This is a genomic window from Phenylobacterium sp., from assembly GCF_030646615.1.
Classification (GTDB): Bacteria; Pseudomonadota; Alphaproteobacteria; order Caulobacterales; family Caulobacteraceae; genus Phenylobacterium.
Genome location: NZ_JAUSLG010000018.1, coordinates 1 through 21,446, shown reverse-complemented (window position 1 = coordinate 21,446; position 21,446 = coordinate 1). Strand labels below are relative to the sequence as shown.

Below are 21,446 nucleotides of genomic sequence, written 5' to 3'. Positions count from 1 at the left end.
AATTCAACACGTGACTTGACCTATATGAGGGCTCCAGTGGCTTCGACCAAGAGGCCCGTCCAAAGAAGGCATTGATGGCCGCTTCCTTACCCTACCGTGTCGCCTATGCCGAGGACCCCGCCGCCTCTCGGGGCCGCAAGTTCGAGGAGGCCGAAAGCGCCACCCGCACGCCCTTCGCCCGGGACCGCGACCGCATCATCCACTGCACCGCCTTCCGGCGGCTGAAGGAGAAGACCCAGGTCTTCGTGGCCCATGAGGGCGACCACTTCCGCACCCGCCTGACCCACTCCCTCGAAGTCGCCCAGATCGCCCGGTCCCTGGCCGCCGCCCTGGGGCTGGACGCGGACCTGGCCGAGACCATCGCCCTGGCCCACGACCTGGGCCATCCGCCCTTTGGCCACGCGGGCGAGGACGAGCTGCAGGTGCTCACCCAGGCCTATGGGGGCTTCGACCACAACGTCCAGACCTTCCGTGTGGTGACCAAGCTGGAGCGGCGCTATCCGCTGTTCGAGGGCCTGAACCTGACCTGGGAGACCCTGGAAGGGGTGATCAAGCACAACGGCCCGGTGGCCTCCAAGCTGGATCGTCCCTCCTGGAGCGCCATCGCGGACTTCGACGGCCAGTACGATCTGCGCCTCTCGACCTGGGCCTCGGCCGAGGCCCAGGTGGCGGCGCTGGCCGACGACATCGCCTACAACAACCACGATGTGGACGACGGGGTGCAGGCGGGCCTGTTCCACCTGAAGGAGCTGCTGGACGTGCCCCTGATCGGGCCGATCCTGCATCAGGTCTTCGTCGACTATCCCGACCTGGACCCCGGCATCACCCGCCTGGAGGCCGTGCGGCGGATGATCGGGGCCATGGTCGGCGACGTCCTGGCCGAGACCCGCCGCCGGGCCGAGCGCCATGGCCTGGCCTCGCCGGAGGATGTGCGGATGATGGGCGGCGCCCTGGTGGCCTTTTCGCCGGACATGGTGGAGGACCTGTCGCAGCTGCGAGCCTTTCTGATGGAGCGGATGTATCGCCACTGGCGGGTCAACCGCACCCGCAGCCAGGCCCGCCGCATTCTGGCCGAGATGTTCAGCCTCTTCATGCAGGAGCCGGACGTGCTGCCCACCGAATGGTTCGCCCGGTCCAAGGACCGCGACGAGGCCGGCCGGGCGCGGGTGGTGTGCGACTACATCGCCGGGATGACCGACCGTTACGCCATCGAAGAGCATCGCCGACTTTTCCACCTCGACGTCTGGAATTAGCGCGCAGAACTGGCCCATCGGCCGCGCGCCTCCGATAGACTTGCCGCCAGATGCGGCCTGATTCGTCAGGCTGGTCCTCGACACCTGTTTTCCCCGCGGAGCCTTCGCGATGTCCGACCATGATCGCGGCGCCTATACGCCCCCCACCGATGCGCCGCTGTCGTTCGATGCGCGCCAGCCCGTGCGCGGATCGCGCCCGGCGCCCATGATGCTGCTGATCAGCGCCGTCGTCCTGGTGGTGCTGGTGATCGCCGTCGTGCTGATCTACCGCTCCGGCGCCCGCGAGGCCGGGGAACCGCCGCAGACCGTGGGAACCCCCGTCGGCGAGATGAAGACCGCCCCCTCGCCGGAGGACCAGCCGATCGATCCGGCCACCGGCTTGCAGATCTATCGGTCGGAAGACGGCGCGCCGACCCCGGCCGAGCCCAACTTCGTGCCCCCGCCGGAGGAGCCGCAGGCGCGGCCCGCGCCGGACCTGCGCCCCTCGGCGCCGGTGACCAGCCAGCCGACCCCCCCAGCCCAGCCGGCGCCCCAACCGACGCCCCAACCGACGCCGAAGCCGGCCGCCAAGGCGCCGGAGCCCGCGACCCCGGCGCCCAAGCCCGCTCCGGCCCCTGCGGCCGTGGCCTCGGGCGGGGCCATGGTTCAGGTCGGCGCCTTCTCGTCCGAAGCCCTGGCCGACGCCGGCTGGAGCGACGCCATGCGGGCCCTGCCGGACTCCGCCGCCGGCAAGGGCAAGCGGGTGGAGCCGGTCCAGAGCGACGGCAAGACCCTCTATCGCGGCTATGTCACCGGCTTCTCTTCCCGCGGGGAGGCCACCGCCTTCTGCGACCGCCTGAAGGCGGCCGGCCGCAGCTGTTTCGTCCGGTGAGCCTCCGCGCCTGCATTTTCGGCTGCGCGGGCCTGGAGCTGACCGCGGAGGAGGCGGCCTTCTTCGCCGATGTGAAGCCGTGGGGCTTCATCCTCTTCAAGCGCAATGTTGACAGTCCCGCCCAGGTCCGGCGGCTGGTGGACGCCCTGCGCGAGACCGTCGGCCGTGAGGACGCGCCGGTCCTGATCGATCAGGAGGGCGGGCGGGTGCAGCGCCTGGGCCCGCCGCACTGGTCGGTCTATCCGCCGGGCCGCGCCTATGGCGAACTGGCTGGCAACGATCCGCTGCTGCGCCGGGAGATCACCCGCCTGGGCGCCCGGCTGATGGCCCACGACCTGGCCGAGCTGGGCATCAACGCCGACTGCGTGCCGGTGCTCGACGTGCCCCAGGCCGGCGCGCACGACGTCATCGGCGACCGCGCCTATGGAAAGACGCCTGAGGAGGTCGCCCTGCTGGGTCGGGCCGCGGCCGAGGGGCTGATCGCCGGCGGGGTCCTGCCGATCATCAAGCATATCCCCGGCCACGGCCGCGCCACGGCCGACAGCCACCTGGATCTGCCGGTGGTGGACGCCGCCCTTGCGGAGCTGGAGGCCGTGGACTTCGAGCCCTTCCGCATCCTGTCGGACATGCCCATGGCGATGACCGCCCACGTGGTCTATTCGGCCATCGATCCCAAGCGGCCCGCCACCACCTCCCGCAAGGCCATCAAGCACGTCATCCGCGAGTCCATCGGCTTCCAGGGCCTGCTGATGAGCGACGACCTGTCGATGAAGGCGCTCTCGGGGACCTTCAAGGATCGCACCCGCGCCGCCCTGGCGGCCGGCTGTGATGTGGTTCTCCACTGCAATGGCGATCTGGCCGAGATGGCGCCGATCGCCGAGGCCTGCGGCGAGCTTTCGGGCAAGGCCCGCCGCCGGGCCGAAGCCGCCCTCGGTCGCCTGGCCCGGCGACCTGAACCCCTCGACCTCGCCGAGGCCCGCGCCCGGTTCGAGGCGGCCTTCGACGGCGGCTGATGAGCGACGCCGGCTTCCAGCCCCATCTCGACTTCGAGGCCGCGGCCACGGCGGCCGAGGACGGCGAGGCGCTGATCATCGACGTGGACGGCTATGAAGGTCCGCTGCACGTGCTGCTGGCCCTGGCCCGCACCCAGAAGGTCGACCTGCTCAAGCTGTCGGTCCTGAAGCTCGCCGAGCAGTATCTGGCCTTCGTCCATCAGGCGCGACGGCTGCGGTTTTCCCTGGCGGCGGACTATCTCGTCATGGCCGCGTGGCTGACCTATCTGAAGTCGCGCCTGCTGCTGCCCAAGCCCGAACGTCCCCAGGCCGAGGAGCCGCCGGCCGAGGAGATGGCCGCCCAGCTCGCCTTCCGCCTGGCCAAGCTCGACGCCATGCGCCAGGCCGCCGAGGCCCTGAAGGCCCGGCCGCAGCTGGGCCGCGACGTGTTCGGCCGCGGCGACCCGGAGGCCATCCGGATCATTCCCTCGATGCGGATCGAGGGCGACCTCTACAGCCTGATGGACGCCTATCTCGACCAGCGGCGTCGAGAGGAGAACCGCCACTACGCCCCCCGGCCGCCCCGGGCCTATCCGCTGGAGGCGGCCCGTGATCGCCTGCGCAGCCTGCTGCCGGAACTGGACCGCTGGACGCCCCTGGCCGGCGTCGCGCCGATCCGCACCGGCGCCGGCGAGGGGCCTTCGCGGGCCTCCTATCTCGCCTCCACCCTGTCGGCGAGCCTGGAGCTGGTGAAGGAGGGGGCCCTGGAGGCCCGCCAGCTGGAAGCCTTCGCCGACCTCTATCTGCGCGCCCGCCACGAAGGGGCTGCGGCATGAGCGCGTCCGACGAGCGCGCCCTGGAGGCGCTGCTGTTCGCCGCCGCGGGACCCCTGAGCGCCGCCGAACTGGTCGAGCGCCTGGGACCGGACGCCGATGTGGGCGGGGCGTTGATGGCGCTGAAGGCCCGCTATGAGGGCAGAGGGGTGGAGCTGGTCTGCGTCGCCGATCGCTGGCGGTTCCAGACGGCCGCCGACCTGGCCTATCTGATGACCGAGGCCCGCGAGGAGCCGCGGCGCCTATCCAAGGCCGCCCAGGAGACTCTGGCCATCATCGCCTATCATCAGCCGGTGACCCGGGCTGAAATCGAATCGGTGCGCGGGGTTCAGGCCAGCAAGGGCACCCTGGACGTGCTGCTGGAGCTTGGCCTGGTGCGCATGCGGGGTCGTCGCCGGACGCCCGGGCGGGCGGTCACCTACGGCACCTCCGACGCCTTCCTGGAGCTCTATGGCCTGGCCAGTCTCGTGGATCTGCCCGGTATGGCCGAGATGAAGGCGGCCGGGCTGCTCGGGCTGGACCTGCCGCCGGACTTTTCCGTACCCGATCCGTCGGCGGCGGGGGCTGACGAGGACCCGATCGCCCTGGACGACGCCCCGGAATTTCACACCGATTTCCTGGGCGGGGACGAGGACGGCCAGCCCTCCTGACCACCTTGTGAGCCGGGCCTTAGAGCCTGATGCGATCAGACGGAATCGTCTGATCGTTGAATCAGGCTCTAGACTCTAAAGTCTTGAGCGCGTTCCGATAGCCGGTTCCCACCTATCGGAACGCGCTCTTGCAAATCCCTCTGCGCCTCACCTTGGCGCTTGGGGGCGGGAGTCGCTATATTGATATGGAATTGAGGGGTGGCGACGCGGTCGCCTAGACCGCTCAGCATAGGAGTTTCGCCTTATGGGCTCGTTCTCGATCTGGCACTGGCTGATCGTTCTCGTCGTCTTCGCCCTTCTGTTCGGGGGGCGGGGCAAGATCTCGTCCGTCATGGGGGACGCCGCCAAGGGCATCCGCGCCTTCCGCGACGGCCTGAAGAACGAAGACGCCGAGGAAACCAAGCCGGACACCGTCAAGACCATCCCCGAGCGGGAAAAGGACGAGGTTCGCAGCTGATCGCCCGACCGGTCGTGGCGCTTCGGCGGCCGATCTTCGACGTCATCGGTTCAGGGCCCTCGCCCTGGGCCGCATTCCTTACTCCTGGTCTGACAAGGCCCTAGGCGACAACGGCCATGCTTCCCGACATCGGCGCAGGGGAACTCCTGCTCATCGGCATCGTCGCCCTCGTGGTGGTGGGGCCCAAGGACCTGCCGATGCTCATGCGTCGGCTGGGCCAGTTCACGGCGCGCCTGCGGGGCATGGCGGCGGAATTCCGCGCCAGCTTCGACGAGATGGGCCGCCAGTCCGAACTGGACGAGCTGCGCCGGGAGGTCGAGGCCCTGCGCAGCGGCAAGACCCTGGACGACGAGCTGGGGCGCACCGACGCCCAGTCGGTGATGCGGGAGATCGAGACCGGCCTCGCCAGCGGTGAGATGCAGGTCCACCCGCCCATGGGCCATCCCTATGTTGGCAGCCAGTCCTTGAGTGACCCGGAGCCAGCGGCGCCGACGGAGCCCGCCGCGAAGCCAGAGCCGAGCGCGGTGAAGTCCGAGTCCCCCGCGGCCAAGCCTGCCAAGGCCAAGGCCCCAGCCGCCGGAGCCGATGCGCCCAAGGCGCCCCGAAAGGCGGCCTCACCCTCGGCCGCCAAGGCGCCGGCCAAGCCCCGGGCCAGCCGGGCCAAGCCCGCCGGAGACCAGGCGTGAGCACAGTCGAAGACGATGATGATCGCGAGATCGAAGCCTCCCGCGCGCCGCTGCTCGACCATCTCGTGGAGCTGCGCAAGCGGCTGATCATCTGCATCGTCGCCTTCGGGGCCGGCTTTGGCCTCTGCTTCGCCTTCGCCGAGCCGATCTACATCTTCCTGCTGCACCCGTTCGAGGTGGCCGCCCGACTGATGGCGGCCGAGACGGCCGGCGGCGGGGGCCACGGGCCCTTCGCCCTGATCTCGGCGCTCAGCGGCTTCACCGACGTGCCCGCCGGCGGGGAGGGGCTTCGGCTGGTCTTTACCGCGCCACTGGAATTCTTCTTCACCAAGCTGAAGCTGGCCGCCTTTGGAGCGGTGATCCTCACCTTCCCGGTGCTGGCCTGGCAGGTCTACGCCTTCGTGGCGCCGGGGCTCTACAAGCGTGAACGCCGGGCCTTCCTGCCGTTCCTGGCTGCAGCGCCGGCCTTGTTCCTGCTGGGGGCAAGCCTCGTCTATTATATGATCCTGCCCTTCGTCCTGTGGTTCTCCCTGTCGCAGCAGATCATCGGCGACGCCGCCGTGACCGTGGAGCTGCTGCCCAAGGTCTCGGACTATCTGACCCTGGTCACCACCCTGTTGCTGGCCTTCGGCCTGTGTTTCCAGCTGCCGGTGGTGCTGACTCTGCTGGCGCTCACCGGCATCGTGAACGCCCAGATGCTCCGCACTGGCCGGCGCTACGCCATCCTCGGCGTCTTCATCGTCGCGGCCGTGGTCACCCCGCCAGATCCGATCAGCCAGCTCTCCCTCGCGATCCCGATCATCCTTCTCTACGAGGTCTCCATCTGGTGCGTGCGCCTGATGGAACGCCGTCGCAGGCGCGAGGATGACGCGGGCACGGATGTGATCCCCACCTAGAGTTTGAGCGCGTTTCACCCGTAAAACCGGAGTCCACTTTTACGGAACGCGCTCTAGAGATCCCCGCGGGCTTGGCCCCATGGCCGACGCGCTCTAGAGAAGGCCGCTCACCTCAAGAAGACCGCCGGCGCCATGCACGACATCAAGGCCATTCGCGACAATCCCGACCTCTATGAGCAGGCCTGGAGTGCGAAGAGCCGGTCCGGCGTCGTCTCCGAGGCGCTGGCCCTCGACGCCACCCTGCGCGCCGCCCAGACCGCCCTGCAGGAGGCCCAGAGCCGCCGCAACGACCTCTCCAAGCAGATCGGCCAGGCCAAGGGCCGCAAGGACGAGGCCGAGGCGGCCCGCCTGATGGCCGAGGTCGAGGCCCTCAAGGGCGATCTGGAAACGCAAGGGAGCGTCGAGCGCGAGACCGGCGAGGCCCTGCGCGACCTGCTGGCCGGCCTGCCCAATCTGCCGGCCCCCGACGTGCCTCCCGGCGCCGACGAAGCCAACAACCAGGAGGTACGCCGCTGGGGCGAGCCCTTCGCCATCGCCTCGCCCAAGGACCATGTGGACCTGGGCGAGACCCTGGGCCTGATGGACTTCGAGGCGGCCGCCCGCATGAGCGGCTCGCGCTTCGTGGTGCTGAAGGGCCAGCTGGCCCGGCTTGAGCGCGCGCTCGGCCAGTTCATGCTCGACCTGCAGACCCGCGAGCACGGCTATCTGGAGGTTTCGCCGCCCCTGCTGGTGCGCGACGAAGCGGTGTTCGGCACCGGCCAGCTGCCCAAGTTCGCCGAGGACCTGTTCCACACGGAGGATGGCCGCTGGCTGATCCCCACCGCCGAGGTCTCGCTGACCAATCTGGTGCGCGACCAGATCACGCCCACCGAAGAGCTGCCGCTGCGTCTCACGGCGCTCACCCATTGTTTCCGGTCCGAGGCCGGGGCCTCGGGGCGCGACACCCGCGGCATGATCCGCCAGCACCAGTTCCAGAAGGTGGAGCTGGTCTCCATCACCACCCCGGACCAGTCGGACGCCGAACACGAACGGATGGTCGGCTGCGCCGAGGCCGTGCTGAAGGCCCTGGAGCTGCCCTTCCGCACCATGCTGCTGTGCTCGGGCGACATGGGCTTCTCGGCCCGCAAGACCTATGACCTCGAGGTCTGGATCCCGTCGGAGGGGCGCTATCGCGAGATCAGCTCCTGCTCCAACTGCGGCGATTTCCAGGGTCGGCGGATGAACGCCCGCACCAAGGCCGCCGGCGACAAGGCGACCCGCTTCGTCCACACCCTGAATGGCTCGGGCCTGGCGGTCGGCCGCACCCTGGTCGCCATCCTGGAAAACTATCAGGACGAGAACGGCGCCATCGCCGTGCCCCAGGCCCTGCATCCCTATATGGGCGGGCTGACCCGGATCGGCGGCGACGTATGAGACTTCTGCTGACCAATGACGACGGCATCCACGCCGAGGGGCTGGAGGCCCTGGAGCGGATCGCCCGGCAGCTGTCGGACGACATCTGGATCGTCGCCCCGGAATACGAGCAGTCCGGCGCCTCCCGGGCCCTGACCCTGTCGGAGCCGGTGCGGGTGCGAAGCCTGGATGAGCGCCGCTTCGCCGTCACCGGCACGCCCACCGACTGCGTGATGCTGGGCATGAGCGAGCTGATCAAGGGCGCCAAGCCCGACCTCGTGCTGTCCGGCGTCAATCGCGGGGCCAATATCGCCGAGGACGTGACCATGTCCGGCACCGTGGCCGGCGCCATCGAGGGCATGGCCATGGGCGTCCCGGCCATCGCCCTGTCGCAGACCGGCGGTCCGAAGCCGAATGACCCCTTCTTCGAGGTGGCCGAGATTTTTGCTCCGGGTATCGTCAAGCGGCTGCTGGAGATCGGCTGGCCCAAGGACGTGGTCATGAACCTCAACTTCCCCAACCGACCGGCCGCGGAGGTGACCGAGGTCGAGGTCACCCGCCAGGGCTTCCGCGACGTCCAGGTGCGCCACGCCGAGCGGCGCAGCGACCTGCGCGGCCGGGACTATTACTGGATGGGCTTCCGCCAGGAGCGCTCCCAGCCGGAGGAGGGGACCGACCTGCGGGCCATCTACCAGGGCAAGATCTCCGTCACGCCCCTGCACATCGACCTGACCCACGCCGAAACCGTCTTCAAGATGCGCGGCGTCCTGGGCGGCGCCCCGCCAAAGGCCTGACAATGTCCAAGGACGAGGACAAGCCCGAGACCCGCCTGGCCCGCCTGGTCCTGTCCCTGCGTTCGCAAGGGGTGAGCGACGCCAAGGTGCTCAAGGCGCTGGAGGCCACCCCCCGGCAGATGTTCACGCCGGACCTGTTCCAGGAGCGGGCCTTCGAGGATTCGGCCCTGCCGATCGCCTGCGGCCAGACCATCAGCCAACCCTTCATCGTCGGCCTGATGACCCAGGCCCTGAAGATCGAGCCCCGCGCCCGGGTGCTGGAGATCGGCACCGGCTCGGGTTACCAGACGGCGATCCTCTCGCGCATGGCGCGGCTGGTCTACACGGTGGAGCGCTATCGCACCTTGCTGGCCGAGGCCGAGGCGCGGTTCAAGGCGCTGCAACTGACCAATGTGATCACCCGGTTCGGGGATGGCGGCCAGGGCTGGCCCGAACAGGCGCCTTTCGACCGCATTATGGTCACAGCTGCGGCCCCAGATGAGCCCCGCGCCCTGCTGGACCAGCTCAAGCCGGCCGGGATGCTCGTCGCCCCGATCGGCCGCGGCCCCGTCCAGATCCTTCGCCGCTATTGCGGGGACGGGAAGGGCGGCTTCACCGTGGAGGATCTTGGGGAAGTTCGCTTTGTGCCCCTTCTCGACGGCGTCGCCCGCGAACTGTGAGCGGCGCTGAAGATCGTATTCCGGGCAGGCTTGGCCGCCCGACTTAACCGACCGTTAACCCTGCGGCCCTGACTCAAGTTCGTATCTGACCCATGGAGCGGCCATGACGCACATTCTCACCCGTACGGCTCTGGTCCTGCTCGCCGGCAGCGTGCTGGCCGCGTGTTCGACCTATCAGAACGAAGGCGTCGAGCCGGTTCGGCCGAACTTCCCCGTCCGCCAGGGACCGGACGCCCAGGGGACGCCGCCGCAGGCCACGCCCATGCCCGGCGACACCACCCCGCCGCCCTCGGCCCTGCCCACCAGCCCGGTGGAGTCGCGGCCCCTGGATCCGCTGCCCTCGGCGCAGCCGCGGCCGGGCGACAGCTATCCGCCGCCCCCGCCGCCGCCGGCTCAGGAATATGAGACCGTCACCCGCACCTCGGCCACGGGCCAGGTGGTGGACGCCGATGGTCCGCCTCAGACCTATACTGTGGTCGCCGGCGACAGCCTTTATGGGATCGCCCGCAAGCTGGACACCAGCGTCACCCAGCTGGCCCAGGACAACAATCTGTCTGCCCCCAACTATTTGATCCGGCCGGGCCAGACCCTGAAAGGCCCGTCGAGTACGGCCAAGGCCTATGTGGTGGCCAGCGGCGACACCCTCTATGCGATCGCCCGGCGCTTCAACGTGCCGGCCCAGGGCGTCGCCGACGCCAACTCCATGCAGATCGCCGATCTGATCCGCCCGGGCCAGCGCCTGCTGCTGCCGGCCGGCTTCCGCGACACTGGCCCGATCACCAGCACGGTCCGCGTGCCTGTGACCCGTTCGGCCCCGGCCGCCAGCCCGCCGCCGCCGGCGGTTACGCCGGCCCCCGCCGCGCCGCGTCCGACGACGCCCGCCCCGGCGCCCGCCGCCCCGCGGCCGGCCACACCGGCGCCTGCGCCGACTGCGCCGCCCATCGTGCCGAGCACCCGCACCCCGGCCGACGCTCAGGTCTCGCAGCTCGGCCGCGGTCGGTTCGTGTGGCCCCTGCGGGGGGACATCCTCTCCACCTTCGGCCCCAAGGGCACCGGGCAGCGCAATGACGGCGTCAATATCCGCGCCCGCTCGGGCGAGGCCGTGCGCGCCTCGGCGGCCGGCGACGTGGTCTATGCCGGCGACCAGGTGCCGGGCTTCGGCAATCTGGTGCTGATCAAGCACGCGGACGGCTGGGTCACCGCCTATGGCCACCTGGCCCGCATCGACGTGAAGATGCAGGACAAGATCAGCCAGGGTCAGCAGATCGGCCAGGCCGGGGCCACCGGCGAGGTGGGCGAGCCGCAGTTGCACTTCGAGGTGCGCTTCGCCCCGACCCCGCAGGACCGCGCCCGACCCATCGATCCGATGCTGGTCCTGCCCCAGTAGGGATGGGCGCCGCCGGGGGTTGCGCCGTCAGAGGGGCAGGGTCTTGCCCTGCGCCCCGGCCAGGTCGCGGATGAATTGCCAGGCCACCCGGCCCGAGCGGGCGCCGCGCAACTGCGCCCACTGCAGGGCGTGGCGGTCCAGGTCCGGATCGTTCAGCTCATGGCGCGCGGCATAGGCGCGCACCGCCTCCAGATAGGTGGGCTGGTCCATGGGCGGGAAGCCGATCCACAGGCCGAAGCGGTCGGAGACGCTGACCTCTTCCTCGGCGTCCTCGGCCGTGGCGATCAGGCCGCGATCCTCCTGATGGCCCCGGGGCATCAGGTGGCGGCGGTTCGAGGTGGCCACGAACAGAACATTGGCTGGCGGGCCGGACACGCCACCCTCCAGCGCCGACTTCAGCGCCTTGGCGGCGGCGGCGCCTTCCTCGAACGACAGGTCGTCGCACAGCACTACGAAGCGCTCGTCCCGCCCCCGCAGCACGTCGAACAGGGCGGGCAGGGCTGTGACCTGGTCGCGGTCCACCTCCACCAGCTTCAGGGCCTCGTGCCCCTGGCCCACGGTCATGAAGGCCGCCTTGGCGATGGAGCTCTTGCCCGTGCCGCGCACGCCCCACAGCAGCACATGGTTGGCCGGCAGCCCCTGGGCGAACCGCTCGAGGTTCTCCACGAAGCGGGCCTTTTGCCGCTCCACGCCCACCAGGGACTCGAGGCTCAGCGGATAATCCGGGGCCGGGTGGAAGCCCCCGGTTTCCGGATCATGCCGGAAGAGCCGAGCGGCGGTGAAATCCACGATCGCCGGAGCCGGCGGCGCCAGGCGTTCCAGGGCTTCGGCGATGCGAATGAGCAGGGGCGAGAGGGCGTGATCCATGACTTGGCTGCTTAACCCTCGGGCTCGCATTGCAAAAGGGGGCGCCAGCGCATAGCTTCCGCCGACTTGAAGAGGGGCCGACGCACCGGGCCCTTGACCGCTTGCCGGAGAGGCTATGTTCGCCACGCCCGCCTTCGCCCAGACCGCCGGCGCCGCCGCCGCTGGGCCCCAGGACATGATCCTTCAGTTCCTGCCGCTGATCCTGCTCGTCGTCCTGTTCTATTTCCTGATGATCCGCCCGCAGCAGCGCCGGATGAAAGCGCACCAGAAGATGGTCGCCGAACTCAAGCGCGGCGACCAGGTCGTCCTGGCCAGCGGCATGCTGGGCAAGGTGGTTCGGGTCGAGGACAAGGAAGTCGGCCTTGAAATCGCCACCGGCGTGACCGTCAAGGTGGTTCGGACCATGATCTCCGAGGTCCGGGTCCGGGGTGAACCGGCGCCGGCCAACGATTCCAAGTCCTGACTGATCCTGCGCCAGCATAAGGGCGGCCTCGCCTCATGATGACCCTGTCGCGCTGGAAGATCATCGCCGTCGTTCTGGCGGCGGTCTTCGGCGTTCTCTTCTCCGTCCCGAACATGCTGCCGCAGCAGACGCTCGCCTCCATGCCGGCGTTCTTCCCGCGGCAGCAGCTGAACCTGGGCCTCGATCTGCAGGGGGGCTCTCACCTCCTGTTGGAGGTGGACACCCAGGCTCTTCGCGCCGAGCGTCTGGTCAACACGCTGGAAGATACGCGGGTGACCCTAACCGCCGAGGGCATCGCCTTTGCCGAACTGCGCGAGCAGGGCGGAGAGATCACGCTGCGGATCACCGATCCGGCCCGTCGCAATGATGCTGCGACTATCCTGCGGACCAGGCTGGGCGTGCCCTTGGCCGGGACGACGGGCGGCAGCGACATCACCGTCAGCACCGAAGGGACCGCCGGGCTGCGCATCAGCTTCGTCGAGGCGGCCATGAACGCCGAGGCCGCCAAGGCGGTCGAACAGTCCATCGAAATTATCCGCCGCCGCATCGACGAACTTGGCACCCGTGAACCCACGATCATTCGCCAGGGTGTTGACCGCATCGTGGTCCAGGCGCCGGGCGAGAGCGATCCGGAGCGCCTGAAGAACGTCATCGGCCAGACGGCCAAGCTCACCTTCCAGATGGTGGACGAAAGCGCAGACCTGGCCGCCGCCGCCGAAGGCCGGGCGCCGCCCGGCTCCGAGGTGCTCCCCAGCGAGGATGGCCTGAGCCCTTACATCGTCGTCCGCCGCCGGGCCCTGGTCTCCGGCGAGATGCTGACCGACGCTAGCCAGGGCTTCGATTCCCAGACCGGCGAAGCGGTGGTCAACTTCCGCTTCAACAGCTTGGGCGCTCGCCGGTTTGGCGAGGCGACCGCCTCCAGTATCGGCCAGCGCTTTGCGATCGTCCTAGATGGAAGGGTGATCTCGGCCCCCGTGATTCGCAGCGCGATCACCGGCGGCAGCGGCATGATCAGCGGCAGCTTCACGCCGGAAAGCGCCAATGACCTGGCCGTGCTGCTGCGGGCCGGCGCGCTCCCAGCGCCCCTGACTGTGGAAGAACAGCGAACTGTCGGGGCCGAACTCGGGGCTGACGCCGTGCGCGCCGGCCAGATTTCCACCGGAATTGGTTTTATCACCATTCTCGTCTTCATGGTCGTCGCCTATGGCGGCCTGTTCGGCGGCATCTCGGTGATCGCCCTGCTGATCAACGCCCTGCTGATCATCGCAATCATGTCGGTGACCCAGGCCACCCTGACCCTGCCGGGCATCGCCGGCCTGATCCTGACGCTTGCGGTCGCCGTCGACGCCAACGTGCTGATCTACGAGCGGATGCGGGACGAGATCAGGGCTGGGCGAACCGCCATCGCGGCCATGGATGCGGGTTTCTCCAAGGCCATGAGCAGCATCATCGACGCCAATGTGACCACCATCCTGGCCGCGCTGATCATGTTCCAGTTCGGTTCGGGACCGGTCCGTGGCTTTGCCTGGACGCTGTCGATCGGCGTCCTCACCTCGGTCTTCACCGCGGTTCTCGTCACCCAGGTGCTGCTGGCCCTGTGGTTCCGGGCCACGCGGCCCAAGACCCTGCCGATCGTCTGAGGTTGCGAACCATGTGGCCGCTGATCAGAATATTGCCTGTCAAAACGAACTTCCGGTTCGTCGTCTTCGCGAAGTATGCGGCCGTCGCCTCTGTCCTGGCGGCGATCGCCTCCCTGTTCCTGGCGCTCTATCCCCTGACGCCCCCCTGCGGCGGCATGAACTGCGGGATCGACTTCAAGGGCGGGACCTTGCTGGAGATCTCCACCGCCCCCCAGGCGGTCGATCTGAGTCGGGTTCGGTCCGAGCTTGGCGGTTTGGAGCTTGGCGATGTCCAGGTTCAGGCGTTCGGCGCGCCGTCCTCAGCCCTGGTCCGGTTCCAGACGCCGGAAGGCGAGAGCTCGGAGCAGGCCATTGAGGAAGTGAAGGCCGCCCTGACATCGGCCCTCGGCGAGGTCACCTTCGCCAAGACCGAGGTGGTTGGACCGAAAGTCTCGGGGGAACTGTTCCAGAATGGTCTTATGGCCCTGGGCTTCGCTATCGCCCTGATGTTGATCTACATCTGGTTCCGCTTCGAGCTCCAGTTCGGGGTCGGCGCGGTGGTGGGCCTGCTCCACGATGTGGTGCTCACCTTTGGGCTGATCGCGCTCTTTGACCTGGAATTCTCGCTCACCAGTATCGCAGCGATCCTGACGATCATCGGCTACTCGATGAACGACACCGTCGTCGTGTTCGACCGCATGCGGGAGAACATAAGAAAATACAAACGGATGCCCCTTGGGGAGTTGGTGGATCTGACGATCAACGAAACCCTTTCGCGGACCATCATCACAGGCCTGACCACCATTCTGGCCTTGGGAGCCCTGGCGATATTTGGGGGTCCCACCCTGTTCGGCTTCTCGGTGATCATGATCTTCGGCGTGGTGATCGGGACCTATTCTTCGATCTATGTGGCGGCGCCGATCATCCTCCTGTGGGGCGTCAAGCGGGGCGAGGAAGAAGCCGAGCCCCTGCCGGTCCGCACCTAGGCCGTGGCTCGGGACGCCCCCAGCCTGGACAGCTTCGGTCCCGGGGGCTTTCGCGTGTCCGGCGTCTGGCGGCCCGGCTCTCTGCTGATCGTGTCCGACGTCGCCGCGGCCTGGCCCGTCACCCGCCTGGCCGATGTCACGCCTGACTCCCTCTATCCGGTCTTCGCCGCCGGGGCCCGGGACGTGGAGTTTCTGCTCCTGGGAACCGGCGCGGCCAACGCCCTGCCGCCGCGGCCCCTGCGGGATCTGCTGCAGAAGGGCGGGATCGGCCTGGAGTTCATGGACACCGCGGCCGCCGCGCGGATGTACAATGTGCTGACCGCCGAGGGTCGCCGCCTGGCCTGCGCCCTGATCGCCCTCTGATCGCCCGGCTTCCGGTCAACACCCTCATCAAGGGACTGGACTTGCGCCGCGAGAAGCGCGGCTATAGGGCAGAACCAAGAAAACGGGGAAACGTCGATGCAGGGCCTGCTGTCCAACTTCCGCAATACGATGATCGTGAGCCTGCTGCTCTCGGTGGTCATGATCGTCGGCTACATGGTGCACAATCGCGGCGCCGACGTGATCTTCGTCCAGGCGGTGTTCCGCTGGATGCACCTGGTCTTCGGCATCCTCTGGATCGGGCTGCTCTACTATTTCAACTTCGTCCAGATCCGGAAGATGCCCGACATCCCGGCCGAGATGAGGCCGGCCATCTCCAAGCACATCGCGCCCGAGGCGCTGTTCTGGTTCCGCTGGGCGGCGCTGTTCACCCTGGTCTCGGGCCTGGCCCTGGCCTGGAGCCGCGGCTTCCTGCTCGAGGCGCTGAGCCTGGGCGCCGCCAGCGGCTTCGTCGTGCCGCAACACACCTTCATCGGCGTGGGCATGTGGCTGGCGATCATCATGTTCCTGAACGTCTGGCTGTTCATCTGGCCGAACCAGAAGATCGCGCTCGGCATGGTCGAGGCCGACGATGCCGCCAAGGCCAAGGCGGGCCGCACCGCCATGCTGTTCTCGCGCACCAATACGCTGCTCTCGCTGCCGATGCTGGTGACCATGGCCATGAACCAGACCATCTTCGGCTGACCGCCAAAACGGTTTAAGTCTCTGGGGCCCGCCGTCTTGGCGGGTCCTTTTGTTTTTGGAGCCCCATGAGCGAGGACGCGTCGCCGCCAGCCCAGGACCTGGACGCCCTGGTCCTTTCGGTGGATCCGGACCGTTGGCTGGCCAGCCGGCTGATCGCCGAGCCGGAGGCAAGGGCCGAGGTGGTGGCCCTCTACGCCTTCGACCACGAACTGGCCCGGGCGCCCAGGGTGGCGTCCAACGCCCTGCTGGGCGAGATCCGCCTGGCCTGGTGGCGCGAGGTGTTGGACGAGGCCTACGAAGCCCGGCCGGTGCGCCACCATCCCACCGCCCAGGCCCTGGCGCAGGTGATCGCCCGGCGCAGGCTGCCGCGGGCCGATCTGGAGCTGATGATCGACGCCCGCTATCGCGAGTTGGACCCTACGCCGATGACCCCCGAAGAGGCCGTGCTCTGGGCGCGGGAGACGGGCGGCGCTGTCGCCCGGCTGGCGGCCCAGCTCCTGGATCCTAGCGCGAGCCCCATGGCGGCGGAGGCGGCCGGGGCCGCCTGGGCCCTGTCGCGCCGGCGTCTGGCGGGTGAAGCGCTGGGCGACCCGGACGCCCTGTCGAGCCTGCGCGCCCAGGCCCGGGGCCTCAGCGTGGCGGCCTTTCCTGCCGGCGCCCAGGCGGCGCTCTCCAGAATCTATGCGACAGGCCGCGAGCCCTCGGCCCTGGGCAAGCGCTGGCGCATTACGCTGGCGGCGCTGACCGGCCGGGTCTGACCTACTCGGCGGCCAGGGCCGGCTGGCCGATCCAGGCGTCCAGGTCGGCCAGGGCGCGCTCGCCCACCATGCGCTTCTTGGTGCGGCCCCGTTCCTTGGACCCCAGGCGGCGGCCCTCGGCGTCCCGCTTGGGGCTCTCCAGGGGCGGGATCAGACCGTAATTGATGTTCATCGGCTGGAAGGAGCCGGCGCCCCCGTCCAGGTGGCCGCCGGTGATGTGGCCGATCAGGGCCCCCAGCGCTGTCGTCGGCGGCGGCGGGGCCAGCGGGCGGCCCAGGCGTTCGGCGGCGGCGAGGCGGCCGGCCAGCAGGCCCACCGCGGCGCTCTCCACATAACCCTCGACCCCGGTCACCTGGCCGGCGAACCGCAGGCGCGGATCGACCTTCAGCCGCAGGGCGCCGTCCAGCAGGCGGGGGCTGTTGATGAAGGTGTTGCGGTGCAGGCCGCCCAGGCGGGCGAAGACGGCCTTTTCCAGCCCTGGGATCATCCGGAAGATGTCGGTTTGGGCGCCGTGCTTCAGCTTGGTCTGGAAGCCCACCATGTTCCACAGGGTGCCGAGCGCATTGTCCTGGCGCAGCTGGACCACCGCATAGGCCTTCTCGTCGGGCTTGTGGGCGTTGGTCAGGCCGACGGGCTTCATGGGGCCGTGGCGCAGGGTCTCGCGGCCGCGCTCGGCCATCACCTCGATGGGCAGGCAGCCGTCGAAATAGGGGACGTGCTCCCAGTCCTTGAACTCCGACTTGGGGCCGGCCAGCAGGGCGTCAATGAAGGCCTCGTACTGGTCCCTGTCCATCGGACAGTTGATATAGGCCGCCGCATCCCCGCCCGGCCCGACCTTGTCGTAGCGGGACTGGCGCCAGCAGATGTCCATGTTCACCGACTCCACCGTCACGATGGGGGCGATGGCGTCGAAGAAGGACAGGGCGCCCTCGCCGGTCAGGTCGAGGATCGCCTGGGACAGGGCCGGCGAGGTGAGCGGACCCGTGGCGATGATCACATTGTCCCAATCCGCAGGCGGCAGCCCGGCGACCTCGCCCCGCGCGATGGTGACATTGGGGTGGGCCTCCAGCCGCGCGGTCACGGCGTCGGCGAAGCCGTCCCGATCCACGGCCAGGGCGCCGCCGGCCGGCACCTGGTGAGCGTCGCCGCAGGCCATGATGATCGAATCCAGCCGGCGCATCTCGGCGTGGAGCAGGCCGACGGCGTTGCCGGCCCAGTCATCGGCCCGGAAGGAGTTGGAACAGACCAGCTCGGCGAGCTTGTCGGTGTGGTGGGCGTCGGTGCCGCGCACCGGGCGCATTTCGTGCAGCACGACCGGGGCGCCGGCCTGGGCGATCTGCCAGGCGGCTTCCGAACCGGCCAGTCCGCCGCCGATGACATGGATAGGAGAGAGGCTCATGGGCGTTCCATTAGCAACGATCTGCGCACTTCGCGAGCCGGGCCTTGCAGGCGGGCAGGGCGCGCGCCTAGTTTCACCGCCGATGGTCGACGGCTCCAGGCGTTTCAAGCCTTTGGCGCGCCGGTCGGGGAGCTGAGATGAGCGACTTTTCTTCGGGTGATGCGCCCTTCTCTTCGGGCGATGCGGCCTTCGAGGGCTTTCGGCTGACGCGGGAGGAGCCGCGGGTCGTGCTGATCTGGGCCCTGTTCCACCTGATCGTCTCTTTCGTGAGCGCCACGGCGCTTATCCTGCTGGGGGGCGACTTCCTGCTGCAGGCCGAGAACGCCGCCGACATGACGGCGGAGGAACTGGCCGTCTTCATGCGGGACATGGCCCCGGCCTATCTGACCCTGGCGCCGATCGGCCTGTTCGTGGTCTCGGTGGCGGCGGCGGCGGTCTATCGGATTCACCTGCGGCCTGAGGAGGCGGCCGAGCGCGGCTATCTGCGCTTCGGCGCCGACGAGCTCCGGCTGATCGGCCTGACGCTGATCTACTATCTGCTGACCCTTGGCGGGGTGCTGGCCCTGTCCGTGCTGGCCGCTATCGGCGCCGGGCTCGCCTCCCTGGCGGGGCAGGGCGCCATGGCCCTGGTGGGGGGCGGCATGCTGCTCTTCTTCGGCGGGCTGTGGCTGTATGTCCTGGTGCGCCTGTCCCTGGCGCCGGTCCTGACCTTCGACCAGCAGCGGCTGGCGGTGTTCGGCTCCTGGAGCCTGACGCGGGGCCACTTCTGGGCGATGTTCGGCGCCTATCTGCTGGCGCTCATCTCGATCATCGTTGTCAGCCTGCTGGCCATGGTGATCTTTGCGGCGTTGGCCGGGATCGCCACCGTCGCGATGGGGGGCAATATGTCGTCTGTCGGCGAGGCCTTCCAGCCCGACTTCAGCTCGTTCAGCGCCTATGTCTCGGTCCAGACCGTGCTCTATCTGGTGTTCAACGCCGTGCTCACGGCCATCTACTATCCGGTGATCCTGGCGCCGCAGGTCATGGCCTACCAGGCCTTCCGCCCCGCGCCTGAGGCGCGAGGCGAGGGCGAACCCCTGGTCTAGGCTAAGGCGACCTTAGGCTTGAGCGCTCGGGCGGGCGCTGACCCGCTGATGCCAGGCGGCCAGATTGGCGTAGTCGGGATCCATCTCCAGACCGATCCAGGTGGCGAAGTCCACGGCCGAGAGGGCGCAGATGTCGGCGACGGTGAAGTCGTGGCCGGCGATGAAATCCCGGCTGGCCAGCTCCCGGTCCAGCCACTTCTGGGCGCCCGCATAGGTCTCCCGGTTCGACTCGCCGAAGTCCTTGAACTGGGTCAGCAGGGCGGCCGTATAGGGGTGGGCGTGGCGCCAGTAGTTGCCGATGGGCGTCATCAGCACGAACTCGACCCGGCGGACCCACATGTCCACATGGGCCTTTTCCAGGGCCGTGCGGCCAAACAGCGGCGGCTCAGGGTTGGTTTCCTCGAAATAGCGGCAGATGGCGACGGTCTCGGAAATGGTCGCCCCGTCATCCAGCTCCAGGGTCGGGATCTGGCCCAGAGAGTTCTTGGCCCGATAGTCCGAAGACTTGTGCTCGCGCTTGCGCATATCGACCGTGGTTTCCGGCAGGTCGATGCCCTTTTCCGCCAGGAAAATGCGGACACGGCGGGGGTTCGGCGCCGGCATGGGCGCGCCGTAGAGGATCATGGGTCAGCTCCAAATCGCTTAAACGAATGGAGCGACGCTATTTCGAACAGGCGTTTACGGAAACCCTGACGTTGCGTCAGCCCAGCCCAGCCCAGCCCAGCCCAGCGCCGGCAGATCGCGGGCGAGGCCGGACATGACGGCCGCCTCCCAGTCTGCGGGCCAGACGGCGCCGGTCGCCTGGGCGACGCGGCGGGCGCGGGGCAGGAAGAGGTCGCGCAGGTCGCGATTGGCGGCCAGCAGGTCGGCCTCCACCGCCCGGGGCGGGACCAGGGCCTCCAGCTCGGCGATCTGTTCGGGGGTCAGGAACGGATAGAGCTTCTTGGCGCCGCCGCGCTCGGCAGGACCGACGCCGTTCTCCTCCAGCATCAGCTCGATCAACAGGCGGCGGAGATGGCCGACGCCGTCCTGCATCACCACCCACTCCCGCCGTCCCACAGGCACGGGGGCAAGAGAGAGGACGCGCAGGAATTCGGTGACGAGGCCCTCGACGCGTCGCGCCACGGCGGCCGGATCAGGCGCCGGCCGGGGTCGCTCGGTCGGGCCCTGGCTTGAGTCGCCGAACAGCAGCTTCACATCGGCGGCCTTCTGACGGGCGAACTCTTCGGGCGTCGAGAGCAGCAGGTCGAACCGCTGCAGCTTGGGGGTGGTCCCATTCACCAGGCGGCCGAACTGGCTGAGGCGCAGGGCTGTGGCGGGCAGGGGGCCATCAGGGGCCATCAGGTCGGCGAGCAGGCCCGGCATGTCGTCGGCCGCCACCACCAGGGCGATGTCGATATCGCTCCAGGGGTCGCCCCGGCCAGCCCCCAGGCTGCCGGTCAGCCAGGCCGACAGGATGCGGCCGTCGGCGTCGAGCGCCGTCTTCAGCGCCTCGAGGAGAGATTGCTGATCGGGCGTCATGGCGGCCGTGACCTCAGGCGCTTTTGCGGCGGGCCAGGCGGCGCTGTTCGTGGCGATCCAGCACATCCTTGAGGTAGCGGCCGGTCCAGCTGGCCGGCTGGGCCGCCACGGCTTCCGGCGTGCCCACCGCCACGATCTCGCCGCCGCCGTCGCCGCCCTCGGGACCGAAGTCGACCAGCCAGTCGGCGGTCTTGATGACGTCGAGATTGTGCTCGATGACCACGATCGTATTGCCCTGGTCCACCAGTTCGTGGAGCACCTCCAGCAGCTTCTGGATGTCCTCGAAATGCAGGCCGGTGGTTGGCTCGTCCAGGATGTAGAGGGTGCGTCCCGTGGCCCGCCGCGACAGTTCCTTGGACAGCTTCACCCGCTGGGCCTCGCCGCCTGACAGGGTGGTGGCCGATTGGCCGACCTGGACGTAGCCCAGGCCCACCTTCTTCAGCGTGTCCATCTTGTCGCGCACCGGCGGCACGGCCTTGAAGAAGTCGGCGGCCTCTTCGACGGTCATGTCCAGGACGTCGGAGATCGACTTGCCCTTGAACAGCACCTCCAGAGTTTCGCGGTTGTAGCGCTTGCCGTGGCAGACGTCGCAGGGCACGTACACGTCCGGCAGGAAGTGCATCTCCACCTTGGTCACGCCGTCGCCCTGGCAGGCTTCGCAGCGGCCGCCCTTGACGTTGAACGAGAAGCGCCCGGCGCTGTAGCCGCGTTCTTTCGCCGTCGGCACGCCCGAGAACAGGTCGCGGATCGGCGTGAACAGGCCGGTGTAGGTGGCCGGGTTCGAACGCGGCGTGCGGCCAATCGGCGCCTGGT

At 68.8% G+C, this 21,446-nt stretch carries 24 protein-coding genes; 19 read left to right on the top strand and 5 right to left on the bottom strand.

The genetic code is table 11. The features are described from left to right. Nucleotides 1–74 precede the first annotated feature (74 nt). The 12 genes from Q7S93_RS03080 (at nt 75) to Q7S93_RS03025 (ending at nt 10,870) form a co-directional block, all read left to right on the top strand. Nucleotides 75–1,253, top strand: coding sequence for a deoxyguanosinetriphosphate triphosphohydrolase (locus Q7S93_RS03080; protein WP_304712110.1), 1,179 nt, complete (start codon nt 75–77; stop codon nt 1,251–1,253). A gap of 109 nt (nt 1,254–1,362) precedes the next feature. Beyond that, the gene (gene ftsN / locus Q7S93_RS03075) at nt 1,363–2,124 is read left to right on the top strand and encodes a cell division protein FtsN (RefSeq protein ID WP_304712109.1); all 762 of its coding nucleotides are present in this window, start codon (nt 1,363–1,365) and stop codon (nt 2,122–2,124) included. Next, nucleotides 2,121–3,137, top strand: coding sequence for a beta-N-acetylhexosaminidase (gene nagZ, locus Q7S93_RS03070; protein ID WP_304712108.1), 1,017 nt, complete (start codon nt 2,121–2,123; stop codon nt 3,135–3,137). Before ftsN ends, nagZ begins: the two co-directional genes overlap by 4 nt. Further along, on the top strand, nt 3,137–3,952 hold the full coding sequence (locus Q7S93_RS03065; protein ID WP_304712107.1) for a segregation and condensation protein A: 816 nt from the start codon (nt 3,137–3,139) through the stop codon (nt 3,950–3,952). The genes nagZ and Q7S93_RS03065 overlap by 1 nt, the downstream gene beginning before the upstream one ends. After that, a complete protein-coding gene (scpB, locus tag Q7S93_RS03060) occupies nt 3,949–4,599 on the top strand; it encodes an SMC-Scp complex subunit ScpB (protein WP_304712106.1) in 651 nt (216 codons plus the stop codon). Before Q7S93_RS03065 ends, scpB begins: the two co-directional genes overlap by 4 nt. A 244-nt stretch (nt 4,600–4,843) precedes the next feature. Next, entirely contained in the window at nt 4,844–5,056 is a 213-nt protein-coding gene (locus Q7S93_RS03055; protein ID WP_304712105.1) for a twin-arginine translocase TatA/TatE family subunit, read from the top strand. Nucleotides 5,057–5,172: 116 nt separating this feature from the next. Beyond that, on the top strand, nt 5,173–5,742 hold the full coding sequence (gene tatB / locus Q7S93_RS19010; RefSeq protein ID WP_370652055.1) for a Sec-independent protein translocase protein TatB: 570 nt from the start codon (nt 5,173–5,175) through the stop codon (nt 5,740–5,742). Further along, nucleotides 5,739–6,638 carry a twin-arginine translocase subunit TatC gene (gene tatC, locus Q7S93_RS03045; protein WP_304712104.1) on the top strand — a complete coding sequence of 300 codons (900 nt, stop codon included), beginning with the start codon at nt 5,739–5,741 and terminating at the stop codon, nt 6,636–6,638. The genes tatB and tatC overlap by 4 nt, the downstream gene beginning before the upstream one ends. Nucleotides 6,639–6,770: 132 nt before the next feature. Continuing rightward, entirely contained in the window at nt 6,771–8,051 is a 1,281-nt protein-coding gene (gene serS, locus Q7S93_RS03040) for a serine--tRNA ligase (RefSeq protein WP_304712103.1), read from the top strand. After that, nucleotides 8,048–8,824 carry a 5'/3'-nucleotidase SurE gene (surE, locus tag Q7S93_RS03035; protein WP_304712102.1) on the top strand — a complete coding sequence of 259 codons (777 nt, stop codon included), beginning with the start codon at nt 8,048–8,050 and terminating at the stop codon, nt 8,822–8,824. The genes serS and surE overlap by 4 nt, the downstream gene beginning before the upstream one ends. A gap of 2 nt (nt 8,825–8,826) precedes the next feature. Further along, nucleotides 8,827–9,483 carry a protein-L-isoaspartate(D-aspartate) O-methyltransferase gene (locus Q7S93_RS03030; protein WP_304712101.1) on the top strand — a complete coding sequence of 219 codons (657 nt, stop codon included), beginning with the start codon at nt 8,827–8,829 and terminating at the stop codon, nt 9,481–9,483. 103 nt (nt 9,484–9,586) lie between these two features. After that, nucleotides 9,587–10,870, top strand: coding sequence for a LysM peptidoglycan-binding domain-containing protein (locus Q7S93_RS03025; RefSeq protein WP_304712100.1), 1,284 nt, complete (start codon nt 9,587–9,589; stop codon nt 10,868–10,870). A gap of 27 nt (nt 10,871–10,897) precedes the next feature. Here the strand turns inward: Q7S93_RS03025 and Q7S93_RS03020 are convergent, their stop codons facing one another. Next, entirely contained in the window at nt 10,898–11,737 is an 840-nt protein-coding gene (locus tag Q7S93_RS03020; protein ID WP_304712099.1) for an ATP-binding protein, read from the bottom strand. Nucleotides 11,738–11,912: 175 nt separating this feature from the next. Between Q7S93_RS03020 and yajC the strand changes: the two genes are divergently transcribed. The 6 genes from yajC (at nt 11,913) to Q7S93_RS02990 (ending at nt 16,628) form a co-directional block, all read left to right on the top strand. Then, nucleotides 11,913–12,200 carry a preprotein translocase subunit YajC gene (gene yajC, locus Q7S93_RS03015; protein ID WP_370652057.1) on the top strand — a complete coding sequence of 96 codons (288 nt, stop codon included), beginning with the start codon at nt 11,913–11,915 and terminating at the stop codon, nt 12,198–12,200. Between the two features lie 35 nt (nt 12,201–12,235). Continuing rightward, a complete protein-coding gene (secD, locus tag Q7S93_RS03010) occupies nt 12,236–13,840 on the top strand; it encodes a protein translocase subunit SecD (protein ID WP_304712097.1) in 1,605 nt (534 codons plus the stop codon). An 11-nt stretch (nt 13,841–13,851) separates the two neighbouring features. Continuing rightward, nucleotides 13,852–14,805, top strand: coding sequence for a protein translocase subunit SecF (gene secF / locus Q7S93_RS03005; RefSeq protein ID WP_304712096.1), 954 nt, complete (start codon nt 13,852–13,854; stop codon nt 14,803–14,805). A gap of 3 nt (nt 14,806–14,808) precedes the next feature. After that, entirely contained in the window at nt 14,809–15,168 is a 360-nt protein-coding gene (locus Q7S93_RS03000) for an Mth938-like domain-containing protein (RefSeq protein ID WP_304712095.1), read from the top strand. Nucleotides 15,169–15,264: 96 nt separating this feature from the next. After that, the gene (locus Q7S93_RS02995; protein WP_304712094.1) at nt 15,265–15,870 is read left to right on the top strand and encodes a urate hydroxylase PuuD; all 606 of its coding nucleotides are present in this window, start codon (nt 15,265–15,267) and stop codon (nt 15,868–15,870) included. A 65-nt stretch (nt 15,871–15,935) separates the two neighbouring features. Continuing rightward, nucleotides 15,936–16,628 carry a squalene/phytoene synthase family protein gene (locus Q7S93_RS02990; RefSeq protein ID WP_304712093.1) on the top strand — a complete coding sequence of 231 codons (693 nt, stop codon included), beginning with the start codon at nt 15,936–15,938 and terminating at the stop codon, nt 16,626–16,628. Nucleotide 16,629: 1 nt separating this feature from the next. Here Q7S93_RS02990 and trmFO read toward each other — a convergent pair whose 3' ends face one another. Continuing rightward, nucleotides 16,630–18,027, bottom strand: coding sequence for a methylenetetrahydrofolate--tRNA-(uracil(54)-C(5))-methyltransferase (FADH(2)-oxidizing) TrmFO (gene trmFO, locus Q7S93_RS02985; RefSeq protein WP_304712092.1), 1,398 nt, complete (start codon nt 18,025–18,027; stop codon nt 16,630–16,632). A 137-nt stretch (nt 18,028–18,164) separates the two neighbouring features. Here trmFO and Q7S93_RS02980 point away from each other — a divergent pair, with 137 nt between their 5' ends. Continuing rightward, entirely contained in the window at nt 18,165–19,112 is a 948-nt protein-coding gene (locus Q7S93_RS02980) for a hypothetical protein (protein WP_304712091.1), read from the top strand. A gap of 12 nt (nt 19,113–19,124) precedes the next feature. Here the strand turns inward: Q7S93_RS02980 and Q7S93_RS02975 are convergent, their stop codons facing one another. The 3 genes from Q7S93_RS02975 to Q7S93_RS02965 form a co-directional block, all read right to left on the bottom strand. Beyond that, nucleotides 19,125–19,736: a glutathione S-transferase family protein gene (locus Q7S93_RS02975; RefSeq protein WP_304712090.1), complete on the bottom strand. Its 612-nt coding sequence runs from the start codon at nt 19,734–19,736 to the stop codon at nt 19,125–19,127. A gap of 54 nt (nt 19,737–19,790) precedes the next feature. Continuing rightward, nucleotides 19,791–20,633, bottom strand: a complete 843-nt coding sequence (locus Q7S93_RS02970) for a nucleotidyltransferase domain-containing protein (protein WP_304712089.1) — start codon at nt 20,631–20,633, stop codon at nt 19,791–19,793. 13 nt (nt 20,634–20,646) lie between these two features. Beyond that, nucleotides 20,647–21,446 (bottom strand): ATP-binding cassette domain-containing protein (locus Q7S93_RS02965; RefSeq protein ID WP_441339425.1); only part of this gene is annotated, 800 nt, incomplete at its 5' end.

Excerpts from the sequence above, each read along its gene's own strand:
- Q7S93_RS02980 (WP_304712091.1), top strand. The coding sequence starts at position 18,165 with ATGAGCGACTTTTCTTCGGGTGATGCGCCCTTCTCTTCGGGCGATGCG.
- trmFO (WP_304712092.1), bottom strand. The coding sequence starts at position 18,027 with ATGAGCCTCTCTCCTATCCATGTCATCGGCGGCGGACTGGCCGGTTCG.
- secF (WP_304712096.1), top strand. The coding sequence starts at position 13,852 with ATGTGGCCGCTGATCAGAATATTGCCTGTCAAAACGAACTTCCGGTTC.
- scpB (WP_304712106.1), top strand. The coding sequence starts at position 3,949 with ATGAGCGCGTCCGACGAGCGCGCCCTGGAGGCGCTGCTGTTCGCCGCC.
- Q7S93_RS03065 (WP_304712107.1), top strand. The coding sequence starts at position 3,137 with ATGAGCGACGCCGGCTTCCAGCCCCATCTCGACTTCGAGGCCGCGGCC.
- Q7S93_RS03080 (WP_304712110.1), top strand. The coding sequence starts at position 75 with ATGGCCGCTTCCTTACCCTACCGTGTCGCCTATGCCGAGGACCCCGCC.
- Q7S93_RS02975 (WP_304712090.1), bottom strand. The coding sequence starts at position 19,736 with ATGATCCTCTACGGCGCGCCCATGCCGGCGCCGAACCCCCGCCGTGTC.
- tatB (WP_370652055.1), top strand. The coding sequence starts at position 5,173 with ATGCTTCCCGACATCGGCGCAGGGGAACTCCTGCTCATCGGCATCGTC.
- surE (WP_304712102.1), top strand. The coding sequence starts at position 8,048 with ATGAGACTTCTGCTGACCAATGACGACGGCATCCACGCCGAGGGGCTG.
- Q7S93_RS02990 (WP_304712093.1), top strand. The coding sequence starts at position 15,936 with ATGAGCGAGGACGCGTCGCCGCCAGCCCAGGACCTGGACGCCCTGGTC.
- Q7S93_RS03055 (WP_304712105.1), top strand. The coding sequence starts at position 4,844 with ATGGGCTCGTTCTCGATCTGGCACTGGCTGATCGTTCTCGTCGTCTTC.
- serS (WP_304712103.1), top strand. The coding sequence starts at position 6,771 with ATGCACGACATCAAGGCCATTCGCGACAATCCCGACCTCTATGAGCAG.
- yajC (WP_370652057.1), top strand. The coding sequence starts at position 11,913 with ATGATCCTTCAGTTCCTGCCGCTGATCCTGCTCGTCGTCCTGTTCTAT.
- Q7S93_RS02970 (WP_304712089.1), bottom strand. The coding sequence starts at position 20,633 with ATGACGCCCGATCAGCAATCTCTCCTCGAGGCGCTGAAGACGGCGCTC.
- Q7S93_RS03020 (WP_304712099.1), bottom strand. The coding sequence starts at position 11,737 with ATGGATCACGCCCTCTCGCCCCTGCTCATTCGCATCGCCGAAGCCCTG.
- Q7S93_RS02995 (WP_304712094.1), top strand. The coding sequence starts at position 15,265 with ATGCAGGGCCTGCTGTCCAACTTCCGCAATACGATGATCGTGAGCCTG.
- ftsN (WP_304712109.1), top strand. The coding sequence starts at position 1,363 with ATGTCCGACCATGATCGCGGCGCCTATACGCCCCCCACCGATGCGCCG.
- Q7S93_RS03030 (WP_304712101.1), top strand. The coding sequence starts at position 8,827 with ATGTCCAAGGACGAGGACAAGCCCGAGACCCGCCTGGCCCGCCTGGTC.
- Q7S93_RS03025 (WP_304712100.1), top strand. The coding sequence starts at position 9,587 with ATGACGCACATTCTCACCCGTACGGCTCTGGTCCTGCTCGCCGGCAGC.
- secD (WP_304712097.1), top strand. The coding sequence starts at position 12,236 with ATGATGACCCTGTCGCGCTGGAAGATCATCGCCGTCGTTCTGGCGGCG.